General features: G+C 30.9%; 19 protein-coding genes and 1 pseudogene. 3 read left to right on the forward strand and 17 right to left on the reverse strand.

What is annotated here, in order from left to right:
• From mbhE to J2Z24_RS08015, 12 genes are read right to left on the reverse strand one after another with little or no spacing between them, the layout of a single operon-like run.
• Complete coding sequence (gene mbhE / locus J2Z24_RS07960) at nucleotides 1–798, reverse strand: hydrogen gas-evolving membrane-bound hydrogenase subunit E (RefSeq protein WP_051593112.1); 798 nt, start codon at nucleotides 796–798, stop codon at nucleotides 1–3.
• Nucleotides 795–1,061, reverse strand: coding sequence for a Na(+)/H(+) antiporter subunit B (locus tag J2Z24_RS07965; protein ID WP_035144882.1), 267 nt, complete (start codon nucleotides 1,059–1,061; stop codon nucleotides 795–797). Before J2Z24_RS07965 ends, mbhE begins: the two co-directional genes overlap by 4 nt.
• Complete coding sequence (mnhG, locus tag J2Z24_RS07970) at nucleotides 1,062–1,397, reverse strand: monovalent cation/H(+) antiporter subunit G (RefSeq protein WP_051593111.1); 336 nt, start codon at nucleotides 1,395–1,397, stop codon at nucleotides 1,062–1,064.
• Complete coding sequence (locus tag J2Z24_RS07975) at nucleotides 1,394–1,657, reverse strand: MrpF/PhaF family protein (RefSeq protein WP_035144881.1); 264 nt, start codon at nucleotides 1,655–1,657, stop codon at nucleotides 1,394–1,396. The genes mnhG and J2Z24_RS07975 overlap by 4 nt, the downstream gene beginning before the upstream one ends.
• Nucleotides 1,657–2,178, reverse strand: a complete 522-nt coding sequence (locus tag J2Z24_RS07980; RefSeq protein ID WP_035144880.1) for a Na+/H+ antiporter subunit E — start codon at nucleotides 2,176–2,178, stop codon at nucleotides 1,657–1,659. Before J2Z24_RS07980 ends, J2Z24_RS07975 begins: the two co-directional genes overlap by 1 nt.
• An 11-nt stretch (nucleotides 2,179–2,189) precedes the next feature.
• Nucleotides 2,190–2,840, reverse strand: coding sequence for a hydrogenase nickel incorporation protein HypB (gene hypB, locus J2Z24_RS07985; RefSeq protein ID WP_035144878.1), 651 nt, complete (start codon nucleotides 2,838–2,840; stop codon nucleotides 2,190–2,192).
• 3 nt (nucleotides 2,841–2,843) lie between these two features.
• A complete protein-coding gene (hypA, locus tag J2Z24_RS07990) occupies nucleotides 2,844–3,185 on the reverse strand; it encodes a hydrogenase maturation nickel metallochaperone HypA (protein WP_035144877.1) in 342 nt (113 codons plus the stop codon).
• A gap of 1 nt (nucleotide 3,186) precedes the next feature.
• Nucleotides 3,187–4,269, reverse strand: a complete 1,083-nt coding sequence (locus J2Z24_RS07995) for a hydrogenase large subunit (RefSeq protein WP_035144876.1) — start codon at nucleotides 4,267–4,269, stop codon at nucleotides 3,187–3,189.
• A gap of 42 nt (nucleotides 4,270–4,311) precedes the next feature.
• Nucleotides 4,312–4,701: an NADH-quinone oxidoreductase subunit C gene (locus J2Z24_RS08000; protein ID WP_035144875.1), complete on the reverse strand. Its 390-nt coding sequence runs from the start codon at nucleotides 4,699–4,701 to the stop codon at nucleotides 4,312–4,314.
• A gap of 15 nt (nucleotides 4,702–4,716) precedes the next feature.
• The gene (gene hypE, locus J2Z24_RS08005; protein ID WP_035144874.1) at nucleotides 4,717–5,715 is read right to left on the reverse strand and encodes a hydrogenase expression/formation protein HypE; all 999 of its coding nucleotides are present in this window, start codon (nucleotides 5,713–5,715) and stop codon (nucleotides 4,717–4,719) included.
• A gap of 25 nt (nucleotides 5,716–5,740) precedes the next feature.
• Complete coding sequence (hypD, locus tag J2Z24_RS08010) at nucleotides 5,741–6,802, reverse strand: hydrogenase formation protein HypD (RefSeq protein WP_035144872.1); 1,062 nt, start codon at nucleotides 6,800–6,802, stop codon at nucleotides 5,741–5,743.
• Nucleotides 6,803–6,822: 20 nt separating this feature from the next.
• A complete protein-coding gene (locus tag J2Z24_RS08015; RefSeq protein WP_035144871.1) occupies nucleotides 6,823–7,050 on the reverse strand; it encodes a HypC/HybG/HupF family hydrogenase formation chaperone in 228 nt (75 codons plus the stop codon).
• A 288-nt stretch (nucleotides 7,051–7,338) separates the two neighbouring features.
• Between J2Z24_RS08015 and J2Z24_RS08020 the strand changes: the two genes are divergently transcribed.
• On the forward strand, nucleotides 7,339–7,746 hold the full coding sequence (locus J2Z24_RS08020; RefSeq protein ID WP_035144870.1) for a hypothetical protein: 408 nt from the start codon (nucleotides 7,339–7,341) through the stop codon (nucleotides 7,744–7,746).
• A gap of 181 nt (nucleotides 7,747–7,927) precedes the next feature.
• On the opposite strand, the gene J2Z24_RS08025 is transcribed toward J2Z24_RS08020, so the two are convergent.
• Complete coding sequence (locus J2Z24_RS08025) at nucleotides 7,928–10,480, reverse strand: calcium-translocating P-type ATPase, PMCA-type (protein ID WP_035144869.1); 2,553 nt, start codon at nucleotides 10,478–10,480, stop codon at nucleotides 7,928–7,930.
• A gap of 287 nt (nucleotides 10,481–10,767) precedes the next feature.
• Here J2Z24_RS08025 and J2Z24_RS08030 point away from each other — a divergent pair, with 287 nt between their 5' ends.
• Together J2Z24_RS08030 and J2Z24_RS08035 are read left to right on the forward strand one after the other, a co-directional pair.
• A complete protein-coding gene (locus J2Z24_RS08030; RefSeq protein WP_035144867.1) occupies nucleotides 10,768–12,411 on the forward strand; it encodes a putative manganese-dependent inorganic diphosphatase in 1,644 nt (547 codons plus the stop codon).
• 119 nt (nucleotides 12,412–12,530) lie between these two features.
• Nucleotides 12,531–12,785 carry a hypothetical protein gene (locus J2Z24_RS08035; protein WP_035144865.1) on the forward strand — a complete coding sequence of 85 codons (255 nt, stop codon included), beginning with the start codon at nucleotides 12,531–12,533 and terminating at the stop codon, nucleotides 12,783–12,785.
• Between the two features lie 960 nt (nucleotides 12,786–13,745).
• On the opposite strand, the pseudogene J2Z24_RS08040 reads toward J2Z24_RS08035, so the two are convergent.
• The 4 genes and pseudogenes from J2Z24_RS08040 to J2Z24_RS08055 all read right to left on the reverse strand — a co-directional run.
• Nucleotides 13,746–13,874, reverse strand: a pseudogene (locus tag J2Z24_RS08040) (IS200/IS605 family transposase); the annotation flags it as partial.
• Between the two features lie 51 nt (nucleotides 13,875–13,925).
• Nucleotides 13,926–15,605 carry a recombinase family protein gene (locus J2Z24_RS08045; protein WP_009064819.1) on the reverse strand — a complete coding sequence of 560 codons (1,680 nt, stop codon included), beginning with the start codon at nucleotides 15,603–15,605 and terminating at the stop codon, nucleotides 13,926–13,928.
• 140 nt (nucleotides 15,606–15,745) lie between these two features.
• Nucleotides 15,746–16,009: a DUF6870 family protein gene (locus J2Z24_RS08050; protein ID WP_009064822.1), complete on the reverse strand. Its 264-nt coding sequence runs from the start codon at nucleotides 16,007–16,009 to the stop codon at nucleotides 15,746–15,748.
• A gap of 141 nt (nucleotides 16,010–16,150) precedes the next feature.
• Nucleotides 16,151–16,351 carry a hypothetical protein gene (locus tag J2Z24_RS08055; protein WP_011988842.1) on the reverse strand — a complete coding sequence of 67 codons (201 nt, stop codon included), beginning with the start codon at nucleotides 16,349–16,351 and terminating at the stop codon, nucleotides 16,151–16,153.
• Nucleotides 16,352–16,727: the final 376 nt, after the last annotated feature.

The following is a 16,727-nucleotide window of genomic DNA, read 5'->3' on the forward strand; positions in this document are numbered from 1 at the left end:
CTATTTCTTTTCTTCAGTATTTAAAGTACCAAGCATATTTATAAGTAATAATCCAATTCCTGCTAAAACCTTATAACCTACAGCAAAGTTCATCCAAAAAATTGTACCAGAACTATATAGCATTCCTGCTTCTCCCTGATTATATATTACATTTTTGAAAAAATTATATCCATATACCACTCCTAAAGTTGCTAAAAGTAAAAGACTCAAAGCTCCTATATTTTCATAGAACTTAATTTTTTCTATATTAAATACTTTAGCTACTTTTCCAATACCATAAGCTAGATATATGATAGTAACAGCTGAAGCTATTAAAACTCCTCCTTGAAACCCTCCTCCTGGGCTCAAATGTCCATGCAATATAACATATACTCCCAAAGTTAAACTAATAGGCAATACTATATTAGCTGTAGATACTATTATTGAATCTCTTTCAATACCCACTTTAGTTTTGTTATCTATTTCTTTCATAACTTCAAAATTACTTTTAAATTTCTCATCCTTCTCTAAATTCTTATCTTTTGATTTAGTTGAATTTTTTTTATAACTTCTAAGTATTGCTGCAGACCCTGATACTGCTGTAAATAATACAAATGATTCTCCTAATGTATCATATCCTCTAAAATCAAAGACAATAGCAGTTACTGCATTTATGGCTCTGGTCTTTTCTAAAGTATTTTTTACAATTATGCTGCTTATTCCTCCATATGTAGATGGCAAAGTTATCATGGAAAAGCTTATGTATATAAAAAAAAGGAAAAGCACACTCAATGAAAACCATGTTAAAAATCTTTTCATTTCTCCTCTTCCTCCCTTTCTGCTACTTTTTTTAAAGTAATTATAAATATAAATGGTGTAAGTATTGCTCCAACTGCTCCTTCTGCTATAGCAACATCAGGAGCTCTTAATAATAAAAATTCTAAGGCAATAAATGTTCCTACTGCAGAAGATGCAATTATACACGGTAAAATATCATCAATTATTGCGGTAAAAATAGCTGACACTACTATTCCTATTACTACTATAATGTTTAAAAAACTAATATTAAATAATGACGTCATCTATTTTCCCTCCTCAGCTTTTTCATAAGAGCTTTTTTGTAACATAGATGTTCCAATTTTATAGGCTGCTTTAGTCATTGCATGAGATGCAGCTGGATTGGTTAAAATAATAAATACTCCCATAGTTATAGACTTTATCCCTATAGCTGTATTACCAATATAAAAACCATAAATAGATGCTGCTATAAGTACGGGAAGTCCTCCCATAGTTACTATATTAGTTGAAGAATGAATTCTACAAAAAGTATCTGGCATTCTTAACATTCCTACAACCCCTGCTAATATAAAAAATAAACCTATGATTAGAAATAAATCTATAATAATTTTTACTATCATAGTTTCCCCTCCAAGTATTTAGAAATAAGAATAGTACCTATAAATCCAAGTAAAGTTATTATAAGTCCTAAATCTATATAAAGAGATCTTCCCTCATAACATCCAAATAAAACCATTACAAGTCCTACCATAACATCAATAGAATCTACCGCTACAACTCTATCAATAATATTAGGTCCAATAAACACTCTATATAAAAGTAGAAAACTTAAAAAGATTATTAAAATAGATATGAAAATAAATTCAAATGACATATCCATTACTTAAAAATCCTCCTTATCCACGGTTCAAATGTTCCCTTTATAATTTGGGATGCTGCTTTTTCTTCTTTTGTTTTTACATCAATCCAATGTACATACATATATACCTTATCATTCTTCTCAATTATATTCATAGTAATAGTACCTGGAGTTAAAGTTATGCAATTTGCTAACATTGCTAAGCCATAATCTGATTTTAAATCTGTTTCTATTTTCACAATACCTGGATTAACATTTATCTTAGGTGAGAGCGCTCTTTTAGCTACATCCCAATTGGCTTTTACAAGTTCTAATGTATAGCTAGGTATAAACATTAGTAACCACAATATTCTATTTTTTTTTAATATCCAAAATGGATCTTCTTTAATGAAAAAAGATGAAGCAAAGATTCCTATAAATACAGAGACTATAATGCCTCCAATCAGCTCTTCTCCTATATTAGATATAGAATAACTTCCAATATAGATAAGCCATAGAATAAAAGAAAATATAGCTGTTGAAAATATGGATTTAGCTTTCATTTTATTCCTCCTTATCTATTTTTCATCTTACTTTGCAACCAGTTTACAAATTCATCTACTCCATCACCAGTAATAGAGTTAACACTAAATATTTGAATATTGGGATTAGCTCCTTTTCCTTTTTCCTTAATTCTTTCTTCATTAAAATTAAAATATTCTTTTAAGTCATATTTACTAATTATCAAAGCATTTGCATTGGCAAACATCAATGGATATTTTTCCACTTTATCGTCTCCCTCAGGAATACTTAATAAAGCAATTTTTAAATGCTCCCCTATTTGAAATTCAGCTGGACATACTAAATTTCCTATATTCTCAACTATTAATATATCTAAATCATTTAAATTAAACTCTGGTAATATTTTCTTTATAGACATAGCCTCTATATGGCAAGCCCCTTCTGTATTAAGTTGAACTACAGGTATATTCATTGATGCAATTTTTTCAGCATCCAATTTCCCAGCTATATCTCCTTCTATTACAGCCACTTTATATTCACTTCTTAATTTTTCAATTAATTTAGTTATAAATGTAGTTTTACCACCGCCAGGTGATCCCATAACATTTATCATGAATATACCTTTTTCATTTAATAATTCTTGTATTTCGTTATGACAATTTTCATTCCACTCCATAATTTGTCTAACAACCTTTATTTCCATAGTTTACTCTCCTTTTATAGAATCTATATAAAATTCATTTCCCTTTAAAATTTTAATATTAAAACTATTACAATTTGGGCAACAAAAATTTATTTTTTCCATAACACATATATTATTGCAATCTCTACATTGTATTTCTATTGGAATTCTTTCAACTTTTATTTCTGCTCCCTGTAATATAGAGTCTTTGCTTATTATGTCAAAATAATATTGTATGCACTGCGGTACTATTCCAGATAGCTCTCCCACCTTTAGTCTTATTTCTTCAATCTTTTTTAAATTATTTTTATTTCCTTCTTCTATACAAATCTTTACAATGCTTTGTGTTAAAGATAGTTCATGCATTTTATCTGTCCAAGCATGAGAAACAAGGATCAATGCTTGCTACTATAAGTCCAGCATCTGCTATAGTATTTCCTTTAAGCATGGCTGGCAATGAAGCTGCATTTCTAAAGGTAGGCACATGTATATTTACTCTTCTATTCCCTTGTCCTCCGTCTGTAACTATATAATAAGTCAATTCACCTCTTGGCGCTTCAATTCTAACACAATATTCTCCCGCTGGAACCCTTGGAATTTTAAAACCTAAATTTATTGGAGTATCAGGCATATTTTGAGCTGCTTGAGTTATTATTCTAATACTTTCTCCAATTTCTAAAAGTCTAACTAATACTCTTGAAAATACATCTCCATTCTTCTGTACAATCATATTAAAATTGAAATCTTCATAAGAACAATATGGATCTATTTTTCTTACATCAACTTCTAGTCCTGAAGCTCTTCCATGTGGCCCTGAAAGTCCATATATCCATGCCTCATCATAACTTAATATCCCAACTTTTTTTGTTCTCATGGCTATAGTTTTATCTCCTCCGAATATATCTAATATTCTTTCATAAGGCTCTTTCATTTCTTCAATAATCATTAAAAGATCATTTAATGATTTTTCGTCTATATCTCTTCTAGCGCCTCCAATTATATTCATTGCATAATTTACTCTATTTCCAGTTAAAGTTTCTAAAGCTTCCATAACCTTTTCCCTTGCAGAAAAAGTGTACATAAAAGCACTATCAAAACCTATTATATGAGCAGCTAATCCTAGAAGTAAAAAATGAGAATGTAATCTTTCTAATTCAGAAATTATTACCCTTATATAAGACCCTCTTTTTGGCACTTCTAATCCAGCAATATTCTCAATCCCTAAACAATAAGCTAAACTATGTGAGTGAGAACATATACCACATACTCTTTCTACTAAAGTTATAGTTTGTATAAAGTTTTTTTCTTGTGCTAATTTTTCTATTCCTCTATTGTTATACCCAATATAAACCTGTGCATCTTCTATAGATTCGCCATCAGTATAAAGTTTTACATGTACTGGTTCTTCTAAAGCTGGGTGATATGGTCCAATTGGAATTACGTAACTCATACTTCATACCTCATCTTTCTAATATTGATGTTATATAAATTTTTATCCTTCATTTTTTACTTTATACTTTTTTCTTAATTCTTCCATAGGTGTTACAAGTATCTGTCCAGAGCCATCAAAATCATCTGGCAAAAATAGTCTATCTCCCTTATTTAATCCGTCAAATTCAATGTCCATTACTTCACATATATCCTCTTCACACCACTGTGCAGAACCTTTATATATATGGGTAATTGTGGGAAGTACTTTCTCTCCTTTGCATATAAATGTTTTTAGATTTCCATCTATATCAAAATTATATGCTATTACATTGTTTCCTTCTTTATCTACATATCCATTCATAATTACAAGTCTTCTCTTTTCATTTAACATATTTTCAGCCATTTTTATAATTTCATCTTTAGATACATATGTTATATCACTTTTATGCATAACTACATTCTCCTTTTAACATATTCTAGGTAAAAGATCATAGGTTAACTTATTTAAAATCCTTTTTCCTCCAAAAGCTGTGTTAAGAAGTATTTTAGAATTTGTATAATCTACTACTTCTCCTATAATTCTTGCATTTGTACATCCAATATTCATTAAATCTTCTATTATATTTTCACAGACTTCTTCTGATATAATTGCCACAGCTTTCCCTTCATTTGCTATATATAAAGGATCTAATCCTAATAATTTACATGCTCCTATTACTTCTCTATCTATTGGTATCTTCTCTTCCTCAATTTGTATAGAAAAATTTTCTCTTTCTACAAATTCATTTAAAGTAGTAGCCAATCCCCCTCTAGTTGGATCTCTTAGTATTTTTACTTTCTCCTTATATTTTAAAATAGTATATACTATTTTATTTAAAGGAGCACAATCAGACTTTATAGTATTTTCTAACAAACTTTCTCTTGCACATAAAATTGATATACCATGATTTCCTATACTACCAGTTAATATTACCTTATCACCTACTTTTATTCCTTTTTTATCTAAATCTACACCTAAAATTTTTTCTCCTATACCAGCAGTATTTATATATATCCCATGGCCATGACCTTTATCTACTACCTTAGTGTCTCCGGTTACCACTTGTACTTTAGCCTCTTCTGCTGTTTTTTTTATAGAAAAAATTATTTTCTTTAGTTCATCTATTTTAAAACCCTCTTCTAAAATTAATGATAGACTCAAATATTTAGGAACACTTCCACACATTAATAAATCATTTACCGTACCACAAACACTTAATTTACCAATATCTCCTCCTGGGAAAAAATAAGGATTAATTACAAAACTATCAGAAGAAAAAGCTATTTCCTCTGATATATTAAGTAAAGCACCATCCCCTAACACATTTAATTTTTCATTTCCTATAGCAGGTACTATTATTTCTTCAATAAGATTAGAAGTTTTTTTCCCTCCATTACCATAAGACATAGATATAAATTCATCCAAAAATAAAACCCCTTTTCTTTTCCATTCAATCTAAATACTTATAATAAGATGCACAACTGCCCTCTACGGATACCATACAAGGACCTATGGGATTTTCTGGAGTACATATTTTTTTAAATAGTTTGCACTCTGTAGGTTTTTTAATACCCTTTAAAATCTCACCACATTGACAAATATTATGTTCATTAAATTTATATTCAAATGGATATATATTTTCTATATCATATTGTTTATATTTGTGTTTTATTTTAAATCCACTATCATTTATAATGCCAATTCCTCTCCAGTAATCTTCTTTCTTGCAGAATACCTCTTCTATAGTTCTCAAAGCCATTGTATTTCCTTCTTTACTAACAACAGATGTATAGAAATTTTTTAATTCAATCTTTTCTTCTTTAATCATTTTTACTATGTGAAAAAGAGCTAAAATTATCTCATCCATATTAAATCCCGCTATTACACCAGCACATTTATAATGTTTTAAAAACTTAAATCCATTTTCACCTATTATCACTCCAACATGCCCCGGACATAAAAATCCTTGAATATTTAACTGCCTATCTTCTAGCAATGATCTCATTACAGGTTCTACACTTTTATGCAAAGATAAAACATAAAAGTTATTAACTTTTTTATCCTTAGCTTCTTTTATAGCTACAGCAGTATGAGGAGTAGTAGTTTCAAATCCTATTCCTAAAAATAATATTCTTTTATGTGGATTTTTTATAGCTAAATTTAAAGCATCTATACTAGAATAAACTATTCTTATATCTGCCCCTAAAGCTTTAGCTTTCTCTAAAGATATATTTAATTTAGATCCTGGTACTCTTATCATATCTCCATATGTGGCTACAGTAATATTTTCATGAAGAGCTAAATTGTATATATAATCTATATATTGATTATGGGTAACACATACAGGACATCCTGGGCCAGAAATAAGATTTATATTAGAATTCAATAAACTTCTTATACCAAATTTACTAATAGCTTCAGTATGGGTACCACATACTTCCATAATGTTAATTTCTTTATCATAAGAATTTATTTCATCTATAATCTTTAAATATTTATTTTTATAAAAAATATAAAATTACCTCCTTTAATCTATATTGATTTATTATGATATTCTATAGTCTTCATTATATCTATTATTTCATTAGCTTCTTTTTCTTTAATTAAGTCCAATGCAAATCCTGCATGTGTCATAACATAATCCCCTATTTTCACACTAGGTAAAAAATCTATTCTTATTTTCTTCTTTATTCCATAAACTTCTCCTAAAGCTTCTTTATCATTAACCTCTAATATCTTAACTGGAATACCAATACACATAAAGTACCTCCCTTAGATTAGATTAAAGTATAAATTTAACATTTAACCATATATTCCCCACAAAATTAATTTAATATACTTGCTAATAATAAAACTAGTTTATTCTCTTAATAATATATGTTATACATGGTTAAACTAATAATTATAAAAGGGGTTTTTTAGTTTTAAATTTTAAAATACTATGTTATAATATAGCTAAATACTGCCATAACTACTATAATAGAGATTTTAGAAATAATTTTTATTATTAATTTATTAAGAAAATCTAATTGAAAAGGAGTCATACATATGGGTTTCACAGACAAATTAAATAAATATTATGCAGAAAATTATATAAAAAAATATGGAGATAGATTAGCACAAATTCAAGGTAATGTAGTCTCCGTTAAAATTGAAGAAAAGACTATTCTTTGGATTCTTCATAAAATAACCGTTACATTACTAGTAAGACCTGACAGAAGCAAAAATATAGTTAAATGTACTTATAAGAAAAAAAAGTGGTTTAAAAAATTAGATTTTATTTCTATTTCTCAAGGAAACTATGTTTTAGTACAAGGACTTAAAGGTAAAAAAGGAAAAGAAAATAGAGAACAACTTGAAATTATGAATATAAGAAATCTTACTACAAAAAAAGATTTAATCCCTATTGAAGGTAAAGAGCCTAAAGTTCAAAAAGTTAAAACTCGATACAAATAGATTGAAGAAAGGATTTTTGCAATGCAAAAATCCTTTTTCTAATATTGTACTATGGATAATACCCTATATGATATAAATAATATAAAAATATCTACAATTCTTAAAAGTAATTCTAAACTTCAAATGGATAAGCATCTTTTATAATAAAAATCCCACCTAAGATTAGAATCACTCGACTTTTCTATTTTTTTCTATGGGAAAATAATAAATACATACTATTTATAAATGCAATTATTCCTGAAAAAAATATTACTATACACCATTGAGCTAAAGTTAATGCTACTGTATGAAATACTTTCTGTAAAAATGGTATATAGAGTATTGCCATAATCATAATAATTGATACAGTAACTGCTCCTACCAAATATATGTTAGTAAATAACTTAATTTCAAAAATTGAATGTCTTTCAGACCTGCATTCAAAAACATGTATAAGTTGAGACATAACCAAAGTACATAAAGCTAAAGTTCTGCAAACTTTCAAATCCATTTGATATACATATCCCATTAGAAATGCTGCTACAGTACATATCCCTATCAAACTTCCTCTTATTAATATCTTTTCTTTAAGTCCTCTGGCAAATATACTTTCATTTTTAGGTCTAGGTCTTTCCTCCATTATATCTATATCTGCTGGATCTACACCTAAAGCTATAGCTGGAAGACCATCCGTAGCTAAATTTACAAATAAAATTTGTATAGGTAATAACGGTATTGGTAAATTTAATAGTGAAGCTAAAAACATAGTTAAAACTTCCCCTAAATTACAAGAAAGCAAATACCTTATAAACTTTCTTATATTATCATATATTACCCTTCCTTCCTCTACTGCTGCTACTATAGTTGCAAAATTATCATCCAAAAGTATCATTGAAGAAGCCTCTTTTGTAACATCAGTACCTGATATTCCCATAGAAATTCCTATGTCAGCCTCTTTAACTGCTGGAGCATCATTTACTCCATCTCCTGTCATAGATACTATATTATTTGTATTTTTAAAAGCTCTAACTATTCTTAATTTATGATCAGGATTTACTCTAGCAAAAACTTTAAAATTATCTATATTCTTTATTAAGGCCTTATCATTTAATCTATCTAATTCTTCTCCTGTTATTACCTGCGATTCATCTTTTACTATATCTAACTCTTTTCCTATAGCGTAAGCAGTATTTTTATGGTCACCAGTTATCATTACAGGTCTTATGCCTGCTAATTTACACTTAAATACCGCATCCTTTACTTCTTTTCTTGGAGGGTCAATAATACCTGCTATTCCTATAAACACTAAATCATTTTCCAAAGAGCTATCCCTATAATTTGAAGTTTCCTTATAGGCTGCTGCAATACATCTTAAAGCTTTAAAAGACATATTCTCTACAGCTTTTAATACCTTACTTTTATAAACATTAGTAAAATTTTTCACTTCTCCATGAATTAATATATATTTACATCTTGCAATTACCCTTTCAGGTGCTCCCTTTAAGTATACATTAGTTTTAAATCCCTCTTTTATTACTACAGACATCATCTTTCTTTCAGAAGTAAAAGGTTTATCATATATTCTTTTTCCCTTGCTTAAAAATTCCTTTAATTTATTAGTATCATTAAAGAAGGCTTTTATTAATGCTGTTTCAGTAGGATCTCCAACAAGTCCTTTTTCTAGTTTTCTTTCATTATAATCAATATTACAATCACTACAATATGTAACTGCTTTTTTAAACATAATATTTTCAGATACAGTATCTTTATCTATATTATATAAAATATTATTAAAGTAAAAAGCCTTTACTGTCATTTTATTTTCTGTTAAAGTACCTGTTTTATCGCTACATATTACAGATGTACACCCTAAAGTTTCTACTGCTGGTAATCTTCTTACTAATGCATTCTTTTTTAACATTCTAGATACACCTAATGCTAAAGCTACAGTTACTATAGCAGGTAATCCTTCTGGAATAGCTGCTACTGCTAAGCTTACACCTAAAAGAAACATTTCATATTTATCCTGTCCCCTACTTATGCCTGTAATAGTTACTATAATGCAGATGATTATACATATTATTACTAATACTTTTCCAAGAGAATTCAATTTTTCTTTAAGAGGAGATTTATCTTTTTCTATACTTTGCAACATATCTGCTATTTTTCCCATTTCTGTTTTCATTCCTGTAGCTATAACCTTAGCTTTAGCTTTACCTGTAAGAGCTACTGTCCCCATATATATAATATTTTCTTTTTCTTTACTACTTTTACTTACTCCTACTGATTCTCCTGTAAGTAAAGATTCGTCTATCATAAGCGATGAATCTTCTATTATAATACAATCTGCAGGCACCCTGTCTCCACTTTCTATAACTACCAAATCCCCAATAACAATATTTTCTGCATTTATTATTTTTAAACTTCCATTCCTTATTACTTTAGCTGTAGGTGCAGCTAAAGTATTTAGTGCCTCTAAAGATTTCTCTGTTTTAAATTCTTGTATAAAACCCAAAATTCCGTTCATAATAATAATCACAAGTATTGTTATGGCATCTGCTTTTTCTCCCATAAACCCAGAAATTGCCGTAGCTGCAATAAGAACCCATATTATAAAATCATTAAACTGCTGTAAAAAAATTCTTATTGGAGATATTTTTTCTTTTTGTTCTAAAACATTCTGTCCATATTTTTTAAGCCTTCTCTCTGCCTCTAGTGAACTCAATCCAGAGAAAAGCTCTTTTTCGTTAACCATCATTAATCCCCCCGTATCTCTTTAAATTAATAAAGAACTTTTAAGTTTGAAATTAATTATTATATTTATTTAATTTTTAACTACAGTTAAATATATGTTCCAAATTAGGAAAATATTTTTAATTTTTAAAATAGACTAAATTATACATTTTCCCCCTTTAATCTAAATGATACTTTAAATTTATGTATTTTTTTGATATTATAAGTAGGTGATTTAAAATGTGTGAAAAATTTTTTTCACCTTATAAAAATTCATAGATGCAAATATATAATACAGGAGGTTCTTTTATGAAGGATATTATATACATAAGTGGACATAAAAATCCTGATACAGATTCTATATGTTCCGCTATAGCTTATGCTGAATTTAAAAATAAAACCAGTGACATACCTGCTATTCCTATAAGACTAGGAGAATTAAACAGAGAAACTCAATTTGTACTTGATTACTTTAATGTTAAATCACCAGAACTTATTGAGACTGTAAGAACACAAATAAAAGATTTAAAAATCGATAATGTAGCCCCAATATGTCCTGAAATATCATTAAAAATGGCTTGGTCTATAATGAAGAAAAACAATGTGAAAACTTTACCTGTAGTAGATGGAAATGATAAACTTATAGGACTTGCGTCTCTTTCAAATATAACTTCTACTTATATGGATATATGGGATAACAATATACTTTCCAAAAGTGGCACTACATTAGAAAATATCGTAGAAACACTTTCAGCAAAGTGCATATATGTAAGTAAACAAATGAATAATTTTAGCGGAAAAATTGTTGTTACTGCAATGCAACCTGAGAGTGCTCGTGAAATTATAGATGGAGGAGATATAGTTATCTGTGGTGATAGAGAAGATGCTCAAGAAATAATACTTGACTCTAAAGCTTCTCTTATGATTATTACAGGTAAACATGATGTACCTGAAAAAATAATAGAAAAGGCCAAAACTATAAATTGTTCTATCATCATGACTCCTTATGATACATTTACAGCAGCCAGACTTATTCCTCAAAGCGTACCAGTAAGCTATGTAATGACTAAAGATAATTTAGTTGTATTCAATAATGAGGATTTAGTAGATGATGCAAAAGAAATAATGCTTCAAACTAGATATAGAAGTTATCCTGTAGTAGATAATGATGATAAAATTATTGGAAGCATTTCAAGATATCATTTAATTTCAAAAAATAAGAAAAAAGTTATATTAGTAGACCATAATGAAAGGACTCAATCTATCCCTGGTCTTGAAGATGCTGAGTTACTTGAAGTAATTGATCATCATAGAATAGGTGATATACAAACAGGTTTACCAATTTATTTTAGAAATGAACCTGTAGGTTGTACTGCTACTATTATAGCATCTATATTTTTCGAAAATGGAATAAGACCATCTAAACAAATTGCTGGAATACTAGCATCAGCTATAATTTCTGATACACTTTTGTTTAAGTCTCCAACTTCAACTACTGCAGACAAGTTAATGCTTAAGAGACTTTCAGAAATAGCAAATATAGATGCTGAAAAATTTGCTGAAGAAATGTTTAAAGCCGGCACTTCCCTTAAAGGAAAAACTTTAGATGAAATATTCAATCAAGATTTTAAAGTATTTAAAATAGGTTCTTTAAAGGTAGGGGTAGGACAGGTTACTACAATGGATACAGAAGGTTTTGCCACCATGAAAGAAGATATGATTAATTATATGGAGAATAAATGCAATGACGAAGGATTTAATCTTTTAATACTTATGGTAACAGACTTATTAAAAGATGGTTCTGAACTATTAACTGTGGGAGCTGAAAAATATTTAGTAAGTAAAGCCTTTAATGTCCAATTAAATGAAAATAGTGTATATGTACCTGGACTAATGTCAAGAAAAAAACAAGTTATTCCACCTTTAACTTCTGCAGCTACTGAAAGAGATTAGTTATATAAAAAATGGACAGTAATATTTTTACTGTCCATTTTTTTTATTTATCATTATTTTGTAAACTTATTCCTTTGTCATTCATATACTAATACTGAAAAAATTTTAGGAGGATTTTTATGTTTAATATGAATAATAATTACTGCAACCCTTTCTTTACAAGAGATATGAACCCTTGTATGTTTAATGGATTTTTTTGTCCAATGATGAGAATGCACTATAGTGATGACTATAATTATACTTCTCCACTAATTCCTTCGGAGGATTTAACTAATTTTAATGATATTAGAGATTCAGATAATATAGAAGATGATTATTATGAATTCTCAGGTATAAAAATGCGAAAAGTCAATGTTTCTGAAATAGAAGACTAGAATGAAAGTAAAAAACTCTGCATATTAATTAATAATAATATTAATATGGAGGGATAAAAAATTGGGATAGGCTATTTAATCGGCTGTTTACTCAGTATAATATTTTGGAAAATTGATAGACAAGATGTCTATTATAAAATTAATCTTAAATTAACTAATAAAATAAAAAATGTTAATTTACTTGCTGGATTTTATATATTCTTAATTACATTATCTTCTTTTCTATTATATAATTTAAAAAATAAAGAAATATTGGATTGTATAATTACTTTCCTAGTAATAGACATAAGTAATACTGAAAGAAAAAATTTAGAAAAAAGAGAAAAAATACATTTTTATGATTCTATATCTATAATTTCTCGTTCTGTAGTTTGTGGCTTTATAGCTCCTATATTCTATATTTTAATCTTTGGAAATATTTCTGCATTAGTTTATTCTTTTATCTACAATATTAGTATTCAGAATGATATAAAGCTATTTAATTTTTTATTTAATATAGGCACTATAATCCCATGTATTTTTGTACAATTATATTTATACATTATATATGTTTTAAGAAACAAAAAATTATGCATTGATTTTAAAGGAGACTACTTTATAAATTTTTATATGAGTCCTTTGTTAAATGTGGATATTTTAGCTGCCTACGTAGAATCAGTAAATTTCTATTATTATTTTAATCATAACAGCACTGATTATATAAAAAGTTATGGAGATTATAAAAATAAAATAAATGATTCTTGTATTAAAGATTACTTAAGTATTTCTTATGGAATATGTATGGTAAGTTTTATATTATTTTTCATTTTGAATTATTTTTCAATGTAAATGTATTTATTTAATATACACAATAAATATCCACCAGCTAAGCTGGTGGTTTTTCTTAAGCCCTATAAGGGCACTTTACCAGCATTGTGCCTTAAGGCACGTATGAAAATCTCGCCAGCCGCAATTTAATTGTTACTTGCCACCCTTAAAAGGGTCCATATGTTCTTTAATACTTATTTGGTCGGCGATCATATCTTCATTTTGTTGATTTTTTATATATTCTTCTATTGCTTTTTTATTTTTTCCTACTGTGTCCACATATGAGTGTTATATATTAGGAAAACCAACAAGCTCTGTTCGTGTGTAGGTGTCTTATCCTACCTGTAAATGCGAGTTGACTTCGATATACTGGATAATGCGGCGCAGCTCGTCGGCAAACTTAAACCGTATGCTTATGTCGCCGCCCTCGTATACTTTGATATGGTCAACCAGTTCGATTAAGATTTCTCTTGTCAGCTTGTCGATGTTCTCGTATTTTCGGAAAGTTGCTAAAAAAGGATTTTCGGTGTCAATGCCATTTTCCAGTTCGTCCCGCTCTTTTTTCAGATTGGCAATCACTGTGCCAATGGCTTCATTTTGCTGTTCATAATCTTCACTCATGTGGCGGTAATCATTATGTGTGATATGACCGTCTTTCCAGTCCTGATAAAGTGCTTGCTTGTACCGCATGATTTTGGTAAGCTCTTTTTCTTTTGCGGTAATCAGTTCATTCAGCCGTATCGACTGGCTTTTTTTGAGCGGAGCCAAGTTAATTTTTGATACAATGGCGGAATAGCTGACTGCAAGATGTACCTGTTGCCGGATTGCATAGAGTACAGCCGCTTCAAGCCTTGTGCTTTTAATAGAGTGCATAGTGCAGGCTTTTTTAGAAAGGCTCTTATATGTTCCGCATTGGTAGTAAACGTACAATTCCTTGCTTGCTATCCGCGACATTGCCCGGCCACAATCCGCACAGCGGAGAAAGCCGCTAAACAGATAAAGCTGTTTCTGTTTTGGAGAAGTGCGGGTGTCACGCTTTAGCAGTTGCTTAACCTTTTCAAAGGCTTCGCGGTCAATAATCGGTTCATGGGTATTCGGGACAACAATCCAGTCTTTTTCAGGTACAGCTTCGATTTTGTGTATCTTGTAGCTTTTCACACGGTTTCGCCCCTGTGCCATATCTCCAACATAGACGGGATTTTTCAGCATATTGCTGATAGTAATGGTACTCCACATGGGCTGTGTCTGTCCGTTGGGGCATTTGTACTTTAATCCCTGACTTTGCTTGTAAACGGAAGGACACATAACACCGTGGTCGTTCAGATGATTCACAATAGCCCTGACGGTCATACCGCTTAGACACATGGAAAAAATCTTCTTTACCACTTCGGCGGCTTCATGGTCTACCAACAAAGCGTGTTTATCATTGGGGTCTTTGATGTAGCCATAGGGGGCATAGGAGCCAATAAATTCGCCATTACGTTTCTTGTAGTCAAACACCTGACGGATTTTCTTTGAAGTTTGGTAACAATACTGGTCGTTCATTACGTTCGTTATAGGAACAAGAATACTTGATACGCTGTCAGGGTTCAAATAACTGTCTACGCCCTCTGCCAAGCTGATAAAGCGTACATTCATCTGAACAAACAAATTTTCAATCAGGCTCCCGGCGTCCGTATAGTTACGGGAAAGACGGGAAAGGTCTTTGACAATCACGCAGTTTACCTTTTTCGCGTAAATGTCGGCCAGCAGTCTTTGAAAATCTGCCCGGTTCGTGTCTGTACCTGTGCAACCGTCATCAACATAGGTTTCGGCGCTTTCAAATTCATCAAGGTGCTGTCTGTAATAATCATCAAGCAACTTTTTTTGATTGGTGACACTGTTGCTGTCGTCCTTGCCACGATTCAAGTCCTCTTTGGATAACCGGATATATTTTGCAAGATTCCACCGTGTAGGATTATACGAAAATTGAGAAACAGCAGTATTTGTTTCCCTGTTTTTGGTTCGTGCCATGCTTCCTCCTTCCTATCACATTACACTTACATTATACCATTTCAGCATAATGCGAACAATGTTGTCGAGGGCTTAAAAATACTGTTAGATAGCTGATATTACCGACTTCGGGCCAAGTTGGCCCGAAGTGACATGACCGATTACAGGCCGCTTTTCTGCCGTATAAGAAAGTTTGTAATTACATCCTGCAAGGGGGGGCCGTCCTCCGGGAACTCTACCTTTACCGCAGTATCTCCATGACGGAAGCAGTAAGGGTTTTTTACCTGCTTCAAAATATGTGCCGCACGTTCCCTTTGAGGCAGGCTGTTATCAAAGTCGATTCCGCTAACATCTGTCAACTGTGATTTATCCACTGTGGCAATATCCACATCTTGCATTGTGATGATCTGTTCCAGATTTACCATCGCTTTGTGCCTCCTTCTCAAATGAAAAATGTACTTTATGTTTCCTGCTGTCCTATGAGGAAACATAAACAGTCACCACTTTATAAGCAAAAGTGATGGCTGTTAATCTTTCCTCATACTTCGGGCCGAGTTGGCCCGAAGTCAATAGGGACTGTTCCGGTAATGCCCGTCTGCTTCGTGAATGGATTTGAAGTCAAATCTTTCGTTCAGTTCCATAACCACGCGCCGAATATCATCAGAGCTAAAACCACAGCTTTCCATTGCCCAAATGACATAGCCGCGACAAGCATTGTTGCTCCACGGTTCAGGCAGTATTTCCGATAAATTCATATCTTTTTCCATTTCGATTCTCCTATGCCAGAATAGGGGGAGTGCCGCGCCGGGAAAGAATGGGCTGTCATTAGACAGAAATGCCCGGCGCGGCCTCCTATATGGTAAATAAGAGGATAACCCGGACAGGCGGCGGCAACCGCCCTCATGGGAATTTCACCCCGCCCCATGCTGATGGCGCGACGGTCAATACTGTGACGCGTTCAAACCGTAAGTATCATTGTACCAATCAAAAGATTATCGCCGGGTAGATTGCCATATCTGCTCTGTCACAGTTGGTAGGAATCGCTCACGCTCCGTTTGGTTTTTCCCCCTTTCAACGGGCGGTTTTGGCGTACCCTGTGGCTTGGCTCCCTTTTGATTGAACGTATCCGGGTTATCTGTATTC

It is taken from the genome of Clostridium tetanomorphum (assembly GCF_017873215.1).
Classification (GTDB): Bacteria; Bacillota; Clostridia; order Clostridiales; family Clostridiaceae; genus Clostridium_AO; species Clostridium_AO tetanomorphum.